Below are 18,207 nucleotides of genomic sequence, written 5' to 3'. Positions count from 1 at the left end.
TGGGCAATCTATGGCGACGAAAGTAAACCAGCTGTGGCAGCAGATCCCCCATGGCGCCGTGGTTACCACGGCGTGGCTGGAGGCCCACGGCATCAGTTCCAACCATGCCGCCAAACTCACGGAGGCAGGCTGGCTGAAGCGCCTCGGGCGAACCTCCGACTTGTGAGGGTGGGGTTTTGAATTGCAGAGTCTTAAAATCAATATCAACTTTTTCCTTAATGTTTTTTGATCTGTATGCCAAAGAAATCATGAGGTGGAGGTGGGTTTGTTTGCTGTTTTTTCTGCGCGGGCGATTTGGTGATAGTCAGTTTTTGTCCTCTAAGTAGCCGTAGTCAATGCTGCGGTCGTGAGCATCGTAATCATGATCTAGTGATTTATTTTCGCCATGCATGTGCTCTTCGGGGCCTGTTTCGTATTGATCCTCGTAGTCCTCATTGTCATAGTCATCCATGTTTCTGTAATAGGTCGTCCGGCGGGCAGCTCGTAAGCTTTTGATTCTTTCCATCTCTATTTGGCCGGTTCCGACAGCAATTGAAGTGGATTTTCTAGATTTTTCGAAAGCTATTTTGAGCTCTGATTCTAATATTTTAAGCTTTCCGCTGCTGTAGGTAAGTGGTTGCTTGTGATCGCTGCTGAAGCTATTGCCCATTCCTAGTTCTTTTGCTAATGATTTATAATAATTTGTTTTTTCAATGTCGAGCGGTCTCTTTCTTCGATACATCAATGATCTTTCTTTGCTTATTTCCTGTATTTTGGTTAACGATGACTGCCTGGTTTTTTCTTGCGCTTGTCTAGCCTCGATACTGTCAATGGATATAATTTCTTTGTTAGCTTTATTCACCGCCTGTTGGTAATGGGCAAGAAGGGTGTTGAGAATGGCATCACACTCCTTTATTTCAAGGCTTTCTTCGTTTCGAACGGCGGAGGGGATTGCTAAAATCTTCTTTGCTAAGAAAAGTCGATGATCCGATGGTAAGCCTTTGTATATGGCTTCTGCTGGAAATTCCTTTATTTTTTTGCAAAGGCGTATAACTTCTTCTTCGGCTATATCATCGATGTGAATATTATTATGAGAGCCATCCAACTCCCATTTTTCTAGGCAGTATCTTTTGTAAACATAAAATTCTATGTCTGGGCCAGTGTTAAGTGCTCCCTTGTTGGAGAGTAGCTTTCCTTTTGAATACTGCAGTTCATGGCTGTTTAAAACAAAAGCGAGTTTTTTTGGAATGAAACCTATCTGGCCATTTTTGGATATCACCTCAATCGCATTCTTGTCGTAAGGGTTTTCAGGGTCCTTGCGAAGAATTAGAGAACTTCCGATGGGTAGGTGGCCTAGAATTTTTGCTCTATATTCACCATTGGCATTCTTATATTCAGTTCCAGAGATGCAAGTTATTAACCTTTGGTTGTGAGAGGTTTTTGATGCGTGGATTGAGTCCTCTACTAGCCCGCCATCGCTTGATTTTGGGTGGACGAAAGCTGTGGAGGCAAGAGAATTAAAAACCTTTTCATCGGAAGCGTCTTTCTTTTTCTCAAATTTTTCTTGAATGTAAAAATAAATGACAGAGGCCGCTCCAATGGCGATGACTAAGAAAAAAAGCTTTGTGTAAAATAAAAACATTTCCATGTTGGTTCTCTTTCATAATTCCTTGTGTGTGGGGGGTGGTTTTTTCTAGGCAGTAAGTCGAATGAACGATCCATTGTCCCTTTGCAGCTTGGATTCATATAGTGCCCGCAGAAATCTGGCCCATCCAGTAGAAACAGGAGGGCCAGCGGCGGAAGGATATTAGTCCTCAGTCCTCACCAGCCAACCCTCAACCGTCTCGGCACCATACTCCTCTTTCCACGCCTTCAGCGTTTTCTGGTTGCCGCCTCGGGTCTCGACGACTTCGCCGGTGTTGGGGTTCTTGTAGGTCTTGAGCTTGCGCTTGGCGCGGCCGGTGCTTGTGGTGCTGGCGGCCTTGGCGGTGGCGGGGTTCGGGTCCAGCAGCTTGATGACATCGGCGGCTGACTTGTCGAACTCGCGCATCAGGGCCTCGAGCTTGTCCTTGAACTCCAGCTCGGCCTTGAGGCGGTCGTCGTTCTTCAGCTTGTCGAGCTCTTCCTGGAGCTGCTTGAGCTGCTGTTCCTTCTGCATGTAGGTGTTGAGAATGGACATGCGTCTCCTCGGATTGGGTGAGTGTTGAAGGGAAGTATGGTGGCAGCAGTTATTTGAATCAATGCCTCTCTTGAACTAATCCGGGAGGCGACGAGTGCTGGCATGATTATGGGTGGCGCTGAGATGTTCATAGCTGCTGCTACAGAAAACACCCCGCGACCGAGTTAACATTTTCTGATGCGGCCCACAGTGGCGTCCGCAATGCTGTGCCAGTTCCTTGTTCTACTGGAGTGGCAAGCATGGAGAGACGCCAATCATGCCGCTGGCTGGCTGCTTTCGGGTTATCCGCCTGCCTGGCAGGCTCCGCACTCGCTGGACCAGCTGTCGAGGTCTTTACCACCGCCGGGGAGCCGGCCGTCAATGTGCCCTTGGGCGTGGCGGTTATCGAGCTCGATGCGCCTGGGCGGCTGGATGCAGAGCTGTCGCAAGATCTGCCCGCAGACCTTGAAGTCGCTGAGGGCCTTATGCGTGAGCGCATGTCGGTGCCTGAGTGGCAGGAGACTGCCGACCGCTATGCCGATAGCTATCTTGGGCTGGTCAGGGCCTGGCAGCTGGGCATCGAAAAAGTCCCTGCCGTGGTGGTTGATGGCCGCCATGTGATCTACGGCCAGCCGGATGTAGCCGCGGCGCTGAGAGAAGCCGAGCGGCTACTGGGGCAGGAGGGCCAGCGATGAGCCCCTTCAAGACCGTGGGGGCCGTGCTGGGCGGTGTGCTGCTGAGTCTGGGCGTGGTGGAGAGGCCTGCCCATGCGCTGACGACGCCGCAGATTGTCGCCTCGTCCCTTTCCACCCAGTGCCTGGACTACCAGGTCATCGGCATCTGCGTCTGGCTCAACTGCTCCTGGTCGGGCTGCTCCATCCGCACCTCTGTACAGGTGCGCCACTATATCCCCGAGCTGGTGGTCTCCAGCTACGAGAACACCGGCGACAACCCCTGGTGGGAGGTGGCGGCGCTGTCGCCGACTCTAGGCGAAGCGCTGGCTGGTGGACAGAGCACGTCCGATGTCAGCCGGGCCCAGCATGAGCACCTGCGCTTCAAGAACGTGGACGCCATCGGTCACCCGGCCGGCGGGGCCTTCAGCAGCTTCGCCAATGCCTTCGGCATGACCTGCGCTGGTGCAGCGACGCCTTTCCAGCCCTACCACCTCTCGACCCTGGACGCCCTGGCGTGGCGCAGCGGCATTCCCGAGTCGCTCTACCCCGAGGCACTCACGCCCGGCATGCGTGAGCTGGGCCAGCCCGGCGACCTGTGGGGCAACATCTACCCGCGCAGCGGCTTCCTGACCCAGGTGCACGACTACAAGACCGCGGCGACCACTGCCCAGCGTTCCGCCGATATCGTCACCCGCACCGGGCAGCCCCACGTCTACACGCCGCTGGTGGCCACCAGCCGCGACGGCTACTGGCCCCCCGGGCCAGTCAAGGAGGGCGATGCCTCGACCCACCGCTGGCAGCGTCTGACACCCAACATGAGCAACGCCTGCCATGTGTGGCCGGACCGCGGCGTCACCGACACCTACTCCGACCGCCTGGACGCCGGCGGTGACTACGCCTGGTCGCTGTGGCGCCCCTATCGCTGCTGTCAGCGCCGCGGCCAGACCCTGCTCTACGCCGTCCCCTGAAGGAGAGAAGCCGATGAAAGGATCTCGCGAGCGACGTTTTACCCTCACGCCGCTGGCCGGCGCCCTGGTGGTGGGGCTGCTGTCTACCCATGCTGTTCAGGCTCAGGCGCAATCCGCCGATGCGCTCTACTACCAGATCGGCGGCGCCTCGCCCTTCAGCGCCTCCGCCGGCCGGGGCTATAACCCCAACAGCCGGGGTATCGGCATCAGCTGGAACATGAATGCCACCTGCGGCAACTTCGATATCGGTGCCACGGTCTCCAACCAGCTCAACGGCGTCACCAACGGCTTCCAGAACCTGATGGGGACGGTGGTTCAGAACGCCCAGAGTGCCGTGGCCTCGCTGCCTGCCATGGTCATCCAGCGGGCCAACCCGGGCCTCTATGACCTGCTGAGCAACGGTGTGCTGCAGGGGCGGGTCGACTTCGACCGGGCGTCGATGTCCTGCCGCCAGATGTCCGAGCGCATGGCCGACATGGTCACCGGGCAGGGGTGGCAGCAGATGGCCGCGGCGGAGAGCTGGCAGAGTGCGGCCCAGTCCAACGCCGACGTGGTCGCGGCGCAGGAGCAGGTCGACCAGTCGGGCGGCAATCAGGGCGTGACCTGGGTGGGAGGCCAGCGCCGTGGCGGCCAGGATCAGGCGCCGATTCGCGTGGTGCAGGACACCGCCCGTGCCGGCTACAACCTGCTGCACGGCCGTGATGACACCACCAGCACGGCCCCCATCGCGGGTGGCGGTGGCGGCTGGGGATCGGTGGCCACCAACGAGGGCACCTGGATCGGCGGCGGTGGGCTGGGCGGTTCTTCTGATGGGAACGGTGGCGGCTCGGGGTCAGGCAGCGGGGCAGGAAGCTGCCTGGGTGGTATGTGCACGGTCTGGCAGAGCCCCGAGGAGGCCGCCGAGTGGACCCAGACCGTGATCGGCGAGCAGTCGATTCGTACCTGCGACGGCTGCGAGCGCAGCGAGACCCAGGCCGGCAGTGGCCTGGTGCGCGAGCTGGAGCGTGAGCAGCAGGAGGTCTTCGGGCTGCTGCAGGGGCTGGTCGACGGCAGCGAGCCGCTGACCCCGGAGAACCTGCGCCAGGTCTCCGCCGGCGACGGCCTGACTGTCTCCCGAGGGGTGATCGAGTCGCTGCGCAGCGACCCCGAGGCCTCGCTGCTGGTCCACCGCCTGAGTGGCGAGATGGCCCTGGCCAGAACCCTGACCAAGGCGCTGTGGGCGCGCCGGCTGCTGCTGGCCGGCAGCAGTGACCCGGGCATCGCCGACAACGAGCAGGGCATGTCGGCGCTGGATCGTAAGCTCGTCGCCCTGGATCGGGATATCGAATCGCTGCGCTCCGAGATGGAGATTCGCCAGGCGTTGGGCAACAGCGCTGCCGGCATCGCCTTGGAGCGGGCCGCCCGGCGCAGTCAGGGAGCCTCTCAGGGCGAGACTTTCCGGCCGGATGCGGCCCTGGACGGCCGCGGCCGCCCAGCCGGCGAGGAGGGCGGCGACTGATGGCCCGATGCGCTTTCTCCTGGATGAATCCGGCTCGCTGGCCGTCGCTACTGGTCGCCATGGCGGTGCTGGTCGCCATATTCCTGCTGAGCGGTGCCATTCTTGCCGTCAGCGTGCGCCTGCTGGGTGGGCTCGAGGCCCACCACGACGCCTGGCGAGCTGCCTGGCCTTGGCTGCTGGCCTGGCGGTTGAGCCTCTATGCCGCGCTGGTCCTGGTCTGGTGGCGCAAGGTTCGCCCCCGGGCGGTGGCAAGGCTGCGCCGAGATCATGACGACGGGCGGCAGGCGCTCGCCAAGCTCCGCCGGCTCGAGCTGATGGCTCTGGGCATCCTGGTCCTGCTGGAAGCCACCAATCTGGTCAACCAGCTGGGAGGTGCCTGATGGGAGGCCTGCTCACCGCTCCGCTGGTGGTGTTCGACTACTTCTCGAACGCCATGACGCTGCTGGGCTGGATCATCAACAACGCCATCTGGAACGTTATGGTGGGCACCGGCATCGCCGCGGTGCCGTTCATCACCCTGGTGCTCTCCGAGTGGTTCAAGGCCCGGCAAGAGGGCGACGAGGCGGGGACCAAGGGCATCCTCACGGTCAACCGTATCGAGACCCGGCTCTACGCCATGATCCTGGCCTACGCCTTCACCTGCCTGCCGCTGCTGCAGGTCCAACTGGCCACCGCCGATATCGACGAGACCCGCTCGCTGGAGTGCGGCACCCGCCAGTTCGCCGCCGGCGGCTGGTCCGAGGGGGCGTTTGGAGCCACCGAGAACTCCATCGGTGGCCAGCAGGCCAGGATGCCGCTGTGGTGGGCGGGGGTGCATGCGGTATCCCACGGGGTCACCGCGGCGGCGATCCACGCCATTCCCTGCTCGACGGACTTCGAGTCCATCCGTATGGAACTGGACCTGCACACTATCGAAGATCCGGGGCTGCAACAGGAAGTAGGGGAGTTTCAGCGCCAGTGCTTCGGCCCGGCGCGAAACCGGCTGCTGCAGGAGGGCGGGACCGTTGAGGCGAGACGTGCCATGGACGTGGACTGGATCGGTTCCAACTACTTCCAGACCACGCCCGGCTACTACGACAGCTTCTACGCCGGGCGACCTATCGCGGGTTTCCCCTACGATGCCGACCGGGACGTCTCCCGGCCCAATACCGGGCCCGGGATGCCGGGCTACCCCTCCTGCCGGGAGTGGTGGTCGGCCGAGAGCGTTGGCCTGCGGGCCCGGCTGCATGAGGAGGTCAGCCCCGGGTTCTGGGACGACTTCCGCAGCGTCTTCACCAGCAGCGACGCCGAGGACTACGTGATCCGGCGCCTGGTCAGCCCCCGCTCGGGTGCGGCCAGCGGCAACCTGGATCAGGCCGTGGTCGGCTTTCGTGGGCTGGATGGCGGCAGCAGCTTCTGGGATGCCACTGTCACAGCCGGCTCCGCCATTGGCGGCACCCTGTCGATCCTGCCCTTCCAGGCCGGCATGGACATGCTCAAGCAGGCGCTGCCCATGGTGCAGGGCCTCCTGGTGATGGCCATCATCATCTGCCTGCCCTTCGTGATGGTCATCTCCAGCTACAGCTTCAAGGTCGCCGGCATGGCCACCTTCGGGCTCTTCGCCATGTGGTTCCTGACCTTCTGGTGGGAGCTCGCCCGCTGGATCAACGCCAACCTGGTGGATCTGCTCTACCGCAGCGACGCCGCCAAGCTGAGCTGGCTCTCCGCCGCTAACAACCTCTATGACCGTATGGTGCTGCAGTTCGTGGAGGGGATGATGTTCCTGGTGCTGCCGGGGCTTTGGGTAGGGGTTCTCGGGTGGGCCGGGATGAATATTGGGCATGCAGTAGGCAAGTCTATCGAGGGAAGCAGCACCAAGTCTCAACGCTCAGGAGAATCGGGGGGGAGCCAAGCGCAGTCTTCAGCCTCGGGAGGAAAAATCAGGTGATCAGCAAGGCAGAAGCGGTGGCAATGACTCAATCGTCAAGGATGCTGTGCTGTTTCAGGCCACCATCGTAATAGCCGGGCCCCTCAGGGCCAGCGGCTTGGAAGCCATCCCAGGCATCATCATCGTAAATCGGTCTTTCGCTACTCTCGCCGGATTCGTGTAAATCCGATTGCAGCACCCCCTGAGCCACACCGCCTGCCAGCACGGCCGCTCCTCCGGCCACCTTGCCGGCTCCCCGGGCGATACGCCGCCACCCCTCCTGGGTGGTGGCCGTTTGGGCGGTGGACTTGGCCATGCCAGCGGCGGAGTCGCGCAGCACGCGCAGCGACTCTGTCGTGCTCGCCTGAGTGTGCCAGCCGTCGGACCAGCCTTCCTGCTGCCCACCGTCGAGAGCCTTCCGAGCTGCCTGGCGGCCAGCGCTGGCGGCTTGGGTGAGAAGTGATTTTAGCGCCATGGGCGACCCTCCCTGGGTACATCAGCCTTATAGCATAGACGCTTGCTGGGCGAGCCTCCACCGAGTAGAGCTCACAAAGGTGCGAGGGCAAAGGGTGAAAAGCCCAAAGGGCGTAAGGGAAGGGGGCTCAAGGGGAAGGGGCTTGCCCCTAAAGGTCGGGGAGAGTGCGGACGACAAAGGGAAAGGGCAAAGGGTTGCTGCCGGCGCTGGTCGTTTCTCAACCGGTCTTGGCGCCGCCTGCTTGAAGCGGCGCTGCAGAAAGAAATCGCAGCTTCTGCAGAAAGGCTCCCACCTAAATCACTGATTCTGCTGTTTTTCCAGTATGCGCTTCTCACAAATCGTCACGCCTGTGCAGAATGAAGCGCTGTCTGCATCTACCGACAAGGAGGTCGCCGTGGGATTTCGCTTCCAGCGCCGTATTACCCTCGCGCCGGGTATCCGTCTAAACAGAAAAAGCTGAGCTTCGGTTTCTGACTGGTGCCTCGTGGGTCTTTTGTTATCTGTAACTTAGCTAATCAAGAAAACCACCAACGCCAAGAGGCAGCGCAGAACATACCTACTGCGATTGAGGCTAGTGGGCTTCTCAGACCAATAGCAACAGCACCGGCTGCGGCTGCAGCTAGCCGCGCACCACCATCACCATGCACGATCATAGGTGTTATCACCGCGATAAGTACTGAGCTAGACATGGCATCAACGAAGCGTCGCACCAAAGGGCTCAGTGGGACATTTGACATGATCATCAGTCCCACAACCCTGGAACCATAGGCGATTATCGCCATGAGCATGATGGCCAGTATCGATTGCCATACCAGTGGCAAATTCATTAGGTGTTTTCCCCAAACCAGCGCCCCGGCAACAGCACGGACACCATTCCACCAGTCAAGGCGCCGACCATCACATGTAGATACGGCGGCAGCCACCAATACGCCATCAATGCACTGACTGACGCAGCAAGCCAAGGCAGGGCCATCACCGCATGAGGCCTGCCACCTACCACGATCATCAACAGAAAGCAGAGCATGATCACGTCAAGGCCGAAGCGTTCCGGCTCGTTGATCCCGCCACCGAAGGCCAGTCCTATGGCAGTGCCCACCACCCAGGCACTCCACAGTGCGATCCCACCCCCCAGAAGTATGCCGAGATTACGCTCCCCGCGATGGTACTCCCCCAGTGCCATTGCCCAATTTGAGTCGGTCAGAAGGATCACCATAGCGAATTGATGTCGTCGCGGCAGGGGCTTGAGCCAGGGATAGAGCGCCGCACTCATGAGCATATGCCGGGTGTGGATGGCCAGGGTTATCGCTGCTAGTGTTAGTAATGGTAAAGGCGAGCGCCACAGCTCCAAGGCTGCAAACTGTGATGGTGCGGCAAATACGAATAAGCTCATCGACATTGCTTCCCAATCAGCCAACCCTCGATGCACGGCCGCGACACCGAACGCCAAGCCAAACGCCACCGTGAAAGCCGCCAACGGCAGCATCAAGCGAATCCCGCGCCAAGTCCCAGCGAGATCAAGTTCGACTTTATTTTCCTTTTTCATCATAGGATTACGTGGCCCCAGGAGCGAGAAATTCAAAAAACAAACAGGACGGCTTGTTTTTTTCTGTCTTAGAGTCTAGATTGAATGGAGCGCGTTTGCCATCCGGCGTCGTGCCGTCCAGATGACACAACACAATAGCAACAAGCTGCCGATCATATCGGTCTGGAGTAAAAAATGACCTTTGCCCGTAATGCTCTTACATTAGCTGTCGCTGCTCTGGCGCTCCCTGCTTACGTCGCTTCAGCGCAAGCCTCAACCTCTTTCGTTGCCAATTCGTTCTACGACCAACAGCATCCTTTCTCCCGCTATGGCTATATCGAATGGGCCGAGACGGTGAAGGCGCTTTCTAACGGCGAACTCCAGCCTGAGGTCTACACGGGTACGGTGCTGTTGGCACCGCGCGCCAATCTGCAAGGTATACAGGACAACATTGTTCAAGTCGCGCACCATGCTGCTATCTACACACCTTCCGAAATGCCAGTAGCAAATGCCGTCCAGGAACTGGGTTTCAACTACTCCGATCCGTTGATTAGCGCCCTTGCGGTCACGGACTTCAGTCTTAACAACCCCACCCAGCTCGCTGAGTGGGAAGAGCTGAATATCGTCTATCTCGGCGCCTACAACACGCCCCCCTATGTCTTGATGTGTCGCGAACCAGTTCGCACCCTTGACGAACTGCGTGGAAAGCGCATCCGCACTGCCGGCTCCACCGTTTCCGCATGGGTTGAAGAAGCGGGTGGTACTCCGGTCAACGTACCTTCAAGCGAGATGTACACCGGTCTCGACAGAGGCTCACTGGATTGTGCATCCAATGCGGTCAATGACCTGATCGATCGCTCACTGTGGGAGGTGGCTGAGCACACAACTCTCCTTCCCACTGGGATGTATTGGTCCGGTCCACAGTGGGGCTTCAACTCGGATTTCTGGTCCAGTCTCAGTGACGAGCATCGAGATGTATTCAAAGAAGCTAGTGCAAAAGCCATGACACGCATGATTGTCCAGTATCTTGGCTCTGCAGATGCTGCAATGGAAGAGGCTCTATCACACGGAATCAATATTTACGAGCCAGGTGACGACCTGATGGCTTCTGTGGAAGCTTTCCGAGATGAAGCCATTTTGAATGTATACGATAGGGCTCGCGATGAATATGGAGTCGAGGACCCGGAGGCCCTGATTGATGATTTCCTGGCCACATATGAAAAGTGGGAGGAATTGGTTAGCAGTGTCGATCGCGAAGACGAAGAAGCCCTGGCCGAATTGGCGATGGTGGAGATTTTTAACAAGCTTCCTGCAGACTACGGCATTTATTAACTCCGTCGAGACCAAGGCCGTCTCGATGAGGCGGCCACGGCCAGAAAGGAGGTCGCTATGAAGAAGCGACAGAGCCAGGAAGAACGATCACGCAAGACACAAGCTCGGATTACCCAGGCCACTATTGAATGTATTCTCGAAAAGGGGATTCGTGCCACGTCAACTGTTGACGTGGCACGCCAAGCTGGCGTCTCTCGTGGCGCTTTGGTCCATCACTACCCATCCAAAAATTCGTTGATGAAAGCCGCCCTAGAGGATCTGCTCAATCGTGAGGTTGACAGCGTTCGGGATATGGCAATGAAGGTCAAAAATGGCGAGCTTGACTTTGATAGTCTACTGATAGCTCTGCACGAGCACTTCAAGGGTGACATGTTCATGGTAACCCTTGAGTTCCTCACTAATGCACGCACGGACCCCGCAATTATGGAGGTTCTAGTAACTATAGCGGAAAGGTTCAATTATTCACTAGAGCAAATCTGGGAGCAGATGGTCACCAGTGCCGACCATAGCTCATATCAGAAGCGTGTGGCCTTGAATGCCACCTTGTGCATGATGCGAGGCATGGGAGCTCAGAGTATTTGGCGTGATGACCCAGAGCTCTATCGAGACATGCTGCTTTTCTGGAAGAAGACACTGCAAGAGTTGGGGTTTTCTGCTTCAGATGCTAAAAAGAGGGAGTTGGTATGATCACCAGAACCTTCGAGACCCTAAGTGAATGGATAGCTAGAATTGCTCTAGTGCTGGCAGCTATGTTTCTGTTGCTTATGGCGCTACATGTCTCACTTGATGTGGGTTTGCGGTATTTTGTTGGAAAGTCTTTCCCCGGAACACTTGAGGTCGTCTCATTTTATTATATGGTTGCCATCGTCTTCCTACCGCTTGCCTATGTTGAGTTCAAGCAAGAGCATATCAGCGTTGACGTAGTTGTCGGGAGGTTCTCTCCCTCAGTACAGCTGGTTTTTTACCTCTTCGCCGGCACGATCGGACTGATCTATTTCGGAATGCTTTGTTACCAAACTTATCTTGATGCAGTGCGTGCCACGGTACGAATGGAAACAGCGATGGCTAACTTCAGGTTCTATTTGTGGCCTAGTCGCTGGGCATTACCTGTTGGCTTTGGTGCCATGTGGCTGGCAACCCTTGCAAATATGATCAAGGCGCTGCGACTACGCCAAGCACCTTAGGAGCTTACCCAATGAGCAATCTTGAAATAGGCGTAGCAGGCATTGCTATTGCATTGACCTTGATCGCCTTGCGTGTGCCGATTGGCGTCACGCTTGGCCTAGTGTCGATTATCGGCATCAGTGAAATGACCAGCATGCGCGTGGCCTGGGGTATGATCTCAGCAACCCCGTTTGACTTCGCCGGCACATGGGAACTGACCGCCGCCCCTATGTTCTTGTTTATGGGCTACCTGTGCACCACCACCAATATGACGCAAGGCCTGTTCCATGCCATGCGACTTTATCTAGCTAGGCTGCCCGGCGGATTAGCAGTTTCCAGTGTAATGGCCTCCGCCTTTTTTGCCGCTGCGTCCGGCTCTAGTGTCGCCACCTCGGCTGCCATGTCTCGCATCGCCGTGCCTGAAATGCTCAAGCACAACTACGATAAGGGCTTGGCCACAGGTACCGTGGCTGCTTCCGGAACCCTTGGTTCTTTAATTCCCCCCAGTGTTCTACTGGTGCTCTATGGCGTCTACGCCCAAGTCTCAGTGGGACAGCTTTTCATGGCTGGTTTTATTCCGGGTGTGCTTTCGGCGCTGCTCTACATCGCTATGATTATGGTGCGGACCAAGCTTAACCCTAACCTAGCCGGAAATGCCGATGTGCGTTCCAGCTGGGACGAGAAGTGGGACGCCTTCAAAAATATCTGGCCGTTGCCGTTGCTGATCGGCTTGGTGCTAGGGGGGATATTCTTCGGCGTATTTTCGCCCACCGAGGCCGGAGCTGTAGGCACAACTATTGCTGCCATTATCGCCTTTGCCCGACGCACGCTAACCTTTTCCGCGTTGCGCGAAGCGTTGATTCGCACCGCGGTGAGTACCGCAAGCATCTTCATCATCCTTATCGGCTCGCTATTTTTCACCCGTTTTCTGGCCATGAGTGGGGTGCCGGCAGCCTTCTCAGAAATTATCCTTGGTGTTAGTACCGAGACTTGGTGGATCATACTCGCGGTAGCACTGATCTATCTTGTGCTGGGTATGTTCATCGATTCCATTGGCCTGCTGCTGCTCACACTGCCGCTGATCCTTCCTTTGGTGCACGGTGCAGACCTTAATTTAATATGGTTTGGCATCATCGTTGTCAAGCTGCTCGAGGTTGGCTTGGTAACGCCGCCTATAGGGCTTAACGTCTATGTCATCAAGGGCGCGCTGGGCAAAAGCGTAACTTTGTCCGAAGTTTTCAGAGGCGTGAGCTGGTTCATCGTCATGGACGTTGTCGCCCTGATTCTGATCATTACGATCCCAGCACTTTCACTCTACCTTCCGCAAAAAATGTTCTAAATTCACTACTGAAGCACTCAAGAGGAATACCAATGACAACTACACGTTTTATCAACGCCAATGTCATCGACACTCGTAATGGCAAAGTTCTAGCCGATCAGCAGGTCCGCGTACAGGATGGTCGCATCGTCGCGGTCAGTGACTCGCCGCTAGATGGGCAAGACGACCAGGTAATAGATATTAAGGGCCACTACCTTATGCCCGGATTGGTCGACTCCCATGTGCATGTTACCGCCATTACTCCCAATTTCGCCCTGCTTGAGACACTCTCACCTTTCTACGTCGGCGCCAAGTCCAGCGAGCTGCTCGAAGCCATGCTGATGCGTGGTTTTACCACCGTGCGTGACGCAGGAGGTGCAGATCACGGTTTAGCCACCGCCGTGGACGAAGGGAGTCTGATCGGGCCGCGTATCTTGTACGCGGGTAACGCTCTCTCCCAGACCGGCGGCCACGCGGACATGCGCGGCCCTGGGCAGAACACCTTCGAAGGATGCTTCTGTTGTTCCGGTTTGGGACGGGTCTGTGATGGTGTCAGCGAAGTGCGCCGTGCTGCCCGAGACGAGATCCGCAAGGGTGCCACTCAGATCAAGATTATGGCTTCGGGCGGTGTCTCGTCGCCGACTGATCGCATCGATAGTACCCAGTTTTCCATCGAAGAAATTGACGCTATAGTTGAAGAAGCTACTGCTGCTAACATCTACACCATGGCACATGCCTATACGGCGCGCGCGATCAATCGGTTAATACCACGAGGCGTAAAGACCATCGAACACGGCAACTTGATGGATGAGGAAAGCTGCCGGTTGTTCCTCGAGCATGATGCCTATTTGGTGCCGACGCTCTCCACTTACGACGCCCTGGCCAAGGAAGGAGTCGAGGCTGGTATGGCCGAGCATCTTCAGCGCAAGGTTTTTGAGGTCCTCGACGCTGGCGGAAAGGCTCTCGAAATGGCCCAGCGACACGGTGTTAAGATGCTTTACGGCTCTGACCTGCTTGGCCGCATGCAGCGTCATCAACTCAATGAATTTCATCTTCGCAAAGATGTAGTGCCTACCGATGAGTTGATCCGTGCTGCTACCAGCAATGCTGCCGACGCCTTTAGTCAGTCTGGCGATTTTGGCGAAGTCATTCCCGGCGCAAGGGGAGATATTATCGTGCTTAAAGATAATCCATTGGATGATATTAATGTTCTTACACAGCCCGATGAGCAACTAATGCTTATCATGAAAAATGGGGATCTTTACAAAAACACTCTGTAGATAATGTGTGTTTATATGCCTAAGGGGCCGTTACCTGGCCCCTTTATCCTTACTTTTAAAAAATGACGGTTGCATCCTAGACTGGGCATCGAGGATGCGTTTAGAGCCGCAAATAGGATATCGATCATGAGCGAAGCCAACCTTCACCTGTACGGTAACGGGAGCGGAGTCCGCTCACGCATTCGCGCTTACTACGACGCCGACGAGGCCGATGTACTCCAGGGCCTTCTCGAACGTATCAAGCTGTCGGAGGATGACCGCCGCAGGGTCGCCGAGGTCGGCGCCAAGTATGTGGAACGTGTGCGCAAGGAAAAGAAGCCATCGATGATGGAGGCGTTTCTGGCCGAGTACGGGCTCTCGACCGCCGAGGGGGTCGGCCTGATGTGCCTGGCCGAGGCGCTACTGCGCGTGCCCGATGCGGAGACCATCGACGATCTCATCCACGACAAGATCGAGCCCTCCGACTGGGGCGCGCACCTGGGCAAGTCCTCGTCGTCGATGGTCAACGCCTCGACCTGGGCGCTGATGCTGACCGGCAAGGTACTGGACGACGATCCCAAGGGCCCGGCGCGGGCGCTGCGCGGCCTGGTCCGCCGGATGGGCGAGCCGGTGGTGCGCAAGGCGGTCGGTCAGTCGATGCGGATCCTGGGACGCCAGTTCGTGCTCGGCCAGACCATCGAGGAGGGCATGAAGAATGCCCGCGAGCTCGAGAAGCAGGGCTACACCTACTCCTATGACATGCTGGGCGAGGCGGCACGCACCGATGAAGATGCGGTGCGCTATCACCAGGCCTACGCCAAGGCGATTACCGCCATCGCCAAGCAGGCCAAGGGCGACGTGCGCGGCAGCCCCGGCATTTCGGTGAAGCTCTCGGCGCTGCATCCACGCTACGAGACCACCCATCGCGATACCGTGATGGAGGTACTGGTTCCGCGTGCCAAGGAACTGGTGCAGCAGGCCGCCAAGGCCAATATCGGCTTCAACATCGATGCCGAGGAGCAGGACCGGCTGGACCTGTCGCTGGACGTCATCGAGGCGCTGATGTCCGACCCCAGCCTCGAGGGATGGGACGGCTTCGGCGTGGTGGTGCAGGCCTACGGGCGTCGTGCCGGACCGGTGATCGAGGCGCTCTACGATATGGCCGAGCGGCACGGCCGCAAGATCATGGTGCGGCTGGTCAAGGGCGCCTACTGGGACACCGAGATCAAGCTGGCCCAGGAAATGGGCGTCAAGACCTTCCCGGTCTTCACCCGCAAGGTCAACACCGATGTCAGCTACATGGCCTGCGCGCAGCTGCTGCTCGACCGGCGTGACCGCATCTACCCCCAGTTTGCCACCCACAACGCCCATACCTGCGCGGCCATCGTCGCCATGGCCGGCGATGACAAGGACAGCTACGAGTTCCAGCGCCTGCATGGCATGGGCGAGTCGCTGCACCAGATCGTCAAGCAGTCGGAAGGGACGCACTGCCGCATCTATGCCCCGGTCGGCGCACACCGTGACCTGCTGGCCTACCTGGTCCGCCGCCTGCTGGAAAACGGGGCGAACTCCTCCTTCGTGAACCAGGTGGTCGACAGCTCCATTCCCCCCAGCGAGGTCTCCAAGGACCCGGTGGCCGGGATGCAGCAGCTCGGCGATGCCATCGCCAGTCCCTTGATCCGCCAGCCCGGTGAGCTGTTCGCCCCCGAGCGCAAGAACTCCCGCGGCTATCGGATCAACGAACCCGCCTCGATCCTGCCATTACTTGAGGCGCGCGAGACGTTCGCTGACACCACCTGGACCGCCGGGCCCATGCTCGCCGGAAATCCAGCCCCCCAGGGACCGTCGCGAGATGCCCTCTCCCCCGCCGATAGCTCGCGGGTGGTCGGCCAGGTGCATGAGGCGACACCCGAGGAAGTGGCGTCCGCCCTCGACGCCGCCGAGGGCGGTTTCCGTGACTGGTCGGCGCGTCCGGCCTCGGAGCGGGCCCAGGTGCTGCGCCGCACCGCCGACCTCTACGAGGAGCACATCGCCGAGCTGACCGTGATCACCACCCGTGAAGCGGGCAAGATGATGTTCGATGGCATCGCCGAGGTGCGTGAGGCGGTGGACTTCTTGCGCTACTACGCCAATGAGGGCGAACGGCTGGAGGCGGAGGAGCCCGGCAGTGCCCGCGGCATCTTCGTCTGCATCAGCCCCTGGAACTTCCCGCTGGCCATCTTCACCGGCCAGCTCGCGGCGGCGCTGGCAGCCGGCAATGTCGTGCTCGCCAAGCCCGCCGAGCAGACGCCGCTGATCGCCGCCCGTGCCGTCGAGCTGATGCGCGAGGCCGGTCTGCCCGAGGCGGCGCTGCAGCTGCTGCCCGGTGACGGCCCGACGGTGGGCGGCCCCCTGACCAGCGATCCGCGGATCGCCGGCGTCTGCTTCACCGGCTCGACGCCGGTGGCGCAGATCATCCACAAGACCCTGGCGCAGAATGCCGGGCCGGATGCGGTGCTGATCGCCGAGACCGGCGGGCTGAACGCCATGATCGTGGACTCCACGGCGCTGACCGAGCAGGCGGTGCGCGACATCCTGATCTCCTCCTTCCAGTCGGCCGGCCAGCGCTGCTCGGCACTGCGCATGCTCTACGTTCAGGAAGAGGCGCGGGACCGGCTGCTCCACATGCTCGACGGCGCCATGGACGCGCTGACCATCGGCGACCCCTGGAATACCGACACCGACGTCTCCCCGGTGATCGACGCCGAGGCCCAGGCCGACATCAGTGCCTATGTGGCGGACAAGAAAAAGGCCGGCAAGGTAATCAAGACGCTGCCTGCACCGGACGTCGGCACCTTCGTCACCCCGGCGGTGGTCGAGGTCGGGGGCATCGAGGATCTCGAGCGCGAGATCTTCGGTCCGATCCTGCACGTGGCCACCTTCAACGCACGTGACATCGACAAGGTGGTCGATGACATCAACAGCAGGGGGTATGGCCTGACCTTCGGCCTGCATACCCGCATCGACGACCGGGTGCAGCAGATCGTCGAGCGCATCCATGTCGGCAATATCTACGTCAACCGCAACCAGATCGGTGCCATCGTCGGCTCCCAGCCCTTCGGCGGCGAAGGCCTCTCGGGCACCGGGCCCAAGGCCGGCGGCCCCCTCTACGTCAATCGCTTCCGCCGCACGGCTGCCACGGAGCAATATGATGCACCTAAGGGCAATGCCGTGACAGCCGGAGACCTCCAGTCAGCCCTCGACGGGCTGGATGCGCGCAACTGGGCGGCACGCCCCGACCGGGTCGAGGTGCTGCGCAAGGCACTCTCCGGAAAGGGGAGCGTAGTGCGTCGGGCGCTCAACGAGACCGCGGCGGTGGACATGACCCCGCAGACGCTGCCGGGGCCGACGGGAGAAAGCAACCGTCTGTCCATGTATCCCAAGGGCCCAGCGCTGTGCCTGGGGCCGACCCTCGAAATCGCTTTGGCCCAGGCGGCCCAGGCACTCGGGGCAGGCTCTCCGGCGGTGCTCGTCGCCCCGGGCGCGGCCCAGGCCGTTCAGCCGCTGATCGATGCCGGGGCACCGGTGACGGCACTGGAGGGCAGCGTGGCCCCGGAGATACTGACCGCCATCCAGGGGATCGAAACCGTGGCCGCGGCCGGCGCCAGCGACTGGACCCGTGATCTGCGCATCGCGCTGGCCGAGCGTGACGGCGCCATCGTGCCGCTCGAGACCCAGGCCATCGCCCCGGAACGCTATGTGGTGGAACGCCATCTGTGCATCGACACCACGGCGGCGGGGGGTAATGCCAGCCTGCTGGCAACGGCCGAGTAGGTTCGCTGGCACTCCCATCGAGCCCGACAGGCTCACCTGAGCCTGTCGGGCCTTTGTTTGCCGTACCAGCACTCATTGTGGCATGACGCTTTCCGCGAATACTCGCGTCGAGTGCGCTGGGGATGCCCCTATGATGAAATA

General features: G+C 59.2%; 17 protein-coding genes. 12 read left to right on the top strand and 5 right to left on the bottom strand.

Translation table 11 applies throughout. From position 1 onward, the window contains the following. Window positions 1-10 precede the first annotated feature (10 nt). A complete protein-coding gene (locus ACR80S_RS13615) occupies window positions 11-166 on the top strand; it encodes an AbiEi antitoxin N-terminal domain-containing protein (RefSeq protein ID WP_435403515.1) in 156 nt (51 codons plus the stop codon). A 138-nt stretch (window positions 167-304) separates the two neighbouring features. On the opposite strand, the gene ACR80S_RS13610 is transcribed toward ACR80S_RS13615, so the two are convergent. Then, a complete protein-coding gene (locus ACR80S_RS13610; RefSeq protein ID WP_435403514.1) occupies window positions 305-1,627 on the bottom strand; it encodes an HIRAN domain-containing protein in 1,323 nt (440 codons plus the stop codon). A 159-nt stretch (window positions 1,628-1,786) separates the two neighbouring features. Next, a complete protein-coding gene (locus ACR80S_RS13605) occupies window positions 1,787-2,158 on the bottom strand; it encodes a histone-like nucleoid-structuring protein, MvaT/MvaU family (RefSeq protein ID WP_435403513.1) in 372 nt (123 codons plus the stop codon). A 239-nt stretch (window positions 2,159-2,397) separates the two neighbouring features. Between ACR80S_RS13605 and ACR80S_RS13600 the strand changes: the two genes are divergently transcribed. From ACR80S_RS13600 to ACR80S_RS13580, 5 genes are read left to right on the top strand one after another with little or no spacing between them, the layout of a single operon-like run. Next, window positions 2,398-2,832, top strand: coding sequence for a TIGR03757 family integrating conjugative element protein (locus ACR80S_RS13600; protein WP_435403512.1), 435 nt, complete (start codon window positions 2,398-2,400; stop codon window positions 2,830-2,832). Next, window positions 2,829-3,779 carry a TIGR03756 family integrating conjugative element protein gene (locus ACR80S_RS13595; RefSeq protein WP_435403511.1) on the top strand — a complete coding sequence of 317 codons (951 nt, stop codon included), beginning with the start codon at window positions 2,829-2,831 and terminating at the stop codon, window positions 3,777-3,779. The genes ACR80S_RS13600 and ACR80S_RS13595 overlap by 4 nt, the downstream gene beginning before the upstream one ends. Window positions 3,780-3,792: 13 nt before the next feature. Next, window positions 3,793-5,277, top strand: a complete 1,485-nt coding sequence (locus ACR80S_RS13590) for an integrating conjugative element protein (protein ID WP_435403510.1) — start codon at window positions 3,793-3,795, stop codon at window positions 5,275-5,277. Continuing rightward, entirely contained in the window at window positions 5,277-5,657 is a 381-nt protein-coding gene (locus ACR80S_RS13585; RefSeq protein ID WP_435403509.1) for a hypothetical protein, read from the top strand. Before ACR80S_RS13590 ends, ACR80S_RS13585 begins: the two co-directional genes overlap by 1 nt. Continuing rightward, window positions 5,657-7,204, top strand: coding sequence for a conjugal transfer protein TraG N-terminal domain-containing protein (locus tag ACR80S_RS13580; RefSeq protein WP_435403508.1), 1,548 nt, complete (start codon window positions 5,657-5,659; stop codon window positions 7,202-7,204). Before ACR80S_RS13585 ends, ACR80S_RS13580 begins: the two co-directional genes overlap by 1 nt. A 28-nt stretch (window positions 7,205-7,232) precedes the next feature. On the opposite strand, the gene ACR80S_RS13575 is transcribed toward ACR80S_RS13580, so the two are convergent. The 3 genes from ACR80S_RS13575 to ACR80S_RS13565 form a co-directional block, all read right to left on the bottom strand. After that, window positions 7,233-7,658, bottom strand: a complete 426-nt coding sequence (locus tag ACR80S_RS13575; protein ID WP_435403507.1) for a hypothetical protein — start codon at window positions 7,656-7,658, stop codon at window positions 7,233-7,235. Between the two features lie 515 nt (window positions 7,659-8,173). Next, window positions 8,174-8,446 carry an AzlD family protein gene (locus ACR80S_RS13570; RefSeq protein WP_435403563.1) on the bottom strand — a complete coding sequence of 91 codons (273 nt, stop codon included), beginning with the start codon at window positions 8,444-8,446 and terminating at the stop codon, window positions 8,174-8,176. A 38-nt stretch (window positions 8,447-8,484) separates the two neighbouring features. Further along, on the bottom strand, window positions 8,485-9,201 hold the full coding sequence (locus tag ACR80S_RS13565; RefSeq protein ID WP_435403506.1) for an AzlC family ABC transporter permease: 717 nt from the start codon (window positions 9,199-9,201) through the stop codon (window positions 8,485-8,487). Between the two features lie 174 nt (window positions 9,202-9,375). On the opposite strand from ACR80S_RS13565, the gene ACR80S_RS13560 reads away from it, so the two are divergent. The 6 genes from ACR80S_RS13560 (at window position 9,376) to putA (ending at window position 18,066) form a co-directional block, all read left to right on the top strand. Beyond that, window positions 9,376-10,512, top strand: a complete 1,137-nt coding sequence (locus tag ACR80S_RS13560; protein ID WP_435403505.1) for a C4-dicarboxylate TRAP transporter substrate-binding protein — start codon at window positions 9,376-9,378, stop codon at window positions 10,510-10,512. Window positions 10,513-10,569: 57 nt separating this feature from the next. After that, window positions 10,570-11,199, top strand: a complete 630-nt coding sequence (locus ACR80S_RS13555; protein ID WP_435403504.1) for a TetR/AcrR family transcriptional regulator — start codon at window positions 10,570-10,572, stop codon at window positions 11,197-11,199. Beyond that, the gene (locus ACR80S_RS13550) at window positions 11,196-11,696 is read left to right on the top strand and encodes a TRAP transporter small permease (RefSeq protein WP_435403503.1); all 501 of its coding nucleotides are present in this window, start codon (window positions 11,196-11,198) and stop codon (window positions 11,694-11,696) included. Before ACR80S_RS13555 ends, ACR80S_RS13550 begins: the two co-directional genes overlap by 4 nt. Before the next feature lie 11 nt (window positions 11,697-11,707). Next, window positions 11,708-13,015: a TRAP transporter large permease gene (locus ACR80S_RS13545; RefSeq protein WP_435403502.1), complete on the top strand. Its 1,308-nt coding sequence runs from the start codon at window positions 11,708-11,710 to the stop codon at window positions 13,013-13,015. Window positions 13,016-13,047: 32 nt separating this feature from the next. Further along, window positions 13,048-14,274 (top strand): metal-dependent hydrolase family protein, encoded by a 1,227-nt coding sequence (locus tag ACR80S_RS13540; protein WP_435403501.1) that lies wholly within the window; start codon window positions 13,048-13,050, stop codon window positions 14,272-14,274. 126 nt (window positions 14,275-14,400) lie between these two features. Further along, window positions 14,401-18,066 carry a bifunctional proline dehydrogenase/L-glutamate gamma-semialdehyde dehydrogenase PutA gene (putA, locus tag ACR80S_RS13535; RefSeq protein ID WP_435403500.1) on the top strand — a complete coding sequence of 1,222 codons (3,666 nt, stop codon included), beginning with the start codon at window positions 14,401-14,403 and terminating at the stop codon, window positions 18,064-18,066. The last annotated feature ends 141 nt before the right edge of the window (window positions 18,067-18,207 follow it).

Origin of the sequence: Halomonas salsilacus (genome assembly GCF_051216275.1) — a bacterium.
In the GTDB taxonomy this organism is placed as follows: domain Bacteria; phylum Pseudomonadota; class Gammaproteobacteria; order Pseudomonadales; family Halomonadaceae; genus Halomonas.
This window is presented reverse-complemented; position numbering and strand designations above follow the sequence as displayed.

What these genes read in the sequence shown, in the direction of transcription:
- putA (WP_435403500.1), top strand. Translation starts at nt 14,401, where the DNA reads ATGAGCGAAGCCAACCTTCACCTGTACGGTAACGGGAGCGGAGTCCGC.
- ACR80S_RS13615 (WP_435403515.1), top strand. Translation starts at nt 11, where the DNA reads ATGGCGACGAAAGTAAACCAGCTGTGGCAGCAGATCCCCCATGGCGCC.
- ACR80S_RS13570 (WP_435403563.1), bottom strand. Translation starts at nt 8,446, where the DNA reads ATGCTCATGGCGATAATCGCCTATGGTTCCAGGGTTGTGGGACTGATG.
- ACR80S_RS13565 (WP_435403506.1), bottom strand. Translation starts at nt 9,201, where the DNA reads ATGAAAAAGGAAAATAAAGTCGAACTTGATCTCGCTGGGACTTGGCGC.
- ACR80S_RS13560 (WP_435403505.1), top strand. Translation starts at nt 9,376, where the DNA reads ATGACCTTTGCCCGTAATGCTCTTACATTAGCTGTCGCTGCTCTGGCG.
- ACR80S_RS13550 (WP_435403503.1), top strand. Translation starts at nt 11,196, where the DNA reads ATGATCACCAGAACCTTCGAGACCCTAAGTGAATGGATAGCTAGAATT.
- ACR80S_RS13540 (WP_435403501.1), top strand. Translation starts at nt 13,048, where the DNA reads ATGACAACTACACGTTTTATCAACGCCAATGTCATCGACACTCGTAAT.
- ACR80S_RS13590 (WP_435403510.1), top strand. Translation starts at nt 3,793, where the DNA reads ATGAAAGGATCTCGCGAGCGACGTTTTACCCTCACGCCGCTGGCCGGC.
- ACR80S_RS13585 (WP_435403509.1), top strand. Translation starts at nt 5,277, where the DNA reads ATGGCCCGATGCGCTTTCTCCTGGATGAATCCGGCTCGCTGGCCGTCG.
- ACR80S_RS13575 (WP_435403507.1), bottom strand. Translation starts at nt 7,658, where the DNA reads ATGGCGCTAAAATCACTTCTCACCCAAGCCGCCAGCGCTGGCCGCCAG.
- ACR80S_RS13595 (WP_435403511.1), top strand. Translation starts at nt 2,829, where the DNA reads ATGAGCCCCTTCAAGACCGTGGGGGCCGTGCTGGGCGGTGTGCTGCTG.
- ACR80S_RS13610 (WP_435403514.1), bottom strand. Translation starts at nt 1,627, where the DNA reads ATGGAAATGTTTTTATTTTACACAAAGCTTTTTTTCTTAGTCATCGCC.
- ACR80S_RS13545 (WP_435403502.1), top strand. Translation starts at nt 11,708, where the DNA reads ATGAGCAATCTTGAAATAGGCGTAGCAGGCATTGCTATTGCATTGACC.
- ACR80S_RS13580 (WP_435403508.1), top strand. Translation starts at nt 5,657, where the DNA reads ATGGGAGGCCTGCTCACCGCTCCGCTGGTGGTGTTCGACTACTTCTCG.
- ACR80S_RS13600 (WP_435403512.1), top strand. Translation starts at nt 2,398, where the DNA reads ATGGAGAGACGCCAATCATGCCGCTGGCTGGCTGCTTTCGGGTTATCC.
- ACR80S_RS13605 (WP_435403513.1), bottom strand. Translation starts at nt 2,158, where the DNA reads ATGTCCATTCTCAACACCTACATGCAGAAGGAACAGCAGCTCAAGCAG.
- ACR80S_RS13555 (WP_435403504.1), top strand. Translation starts at nt 10,570, where the DNA reads ATGAAGAAGCGACAGAGCCAGGAAGAACGATCACGCAAGACACAAGCT.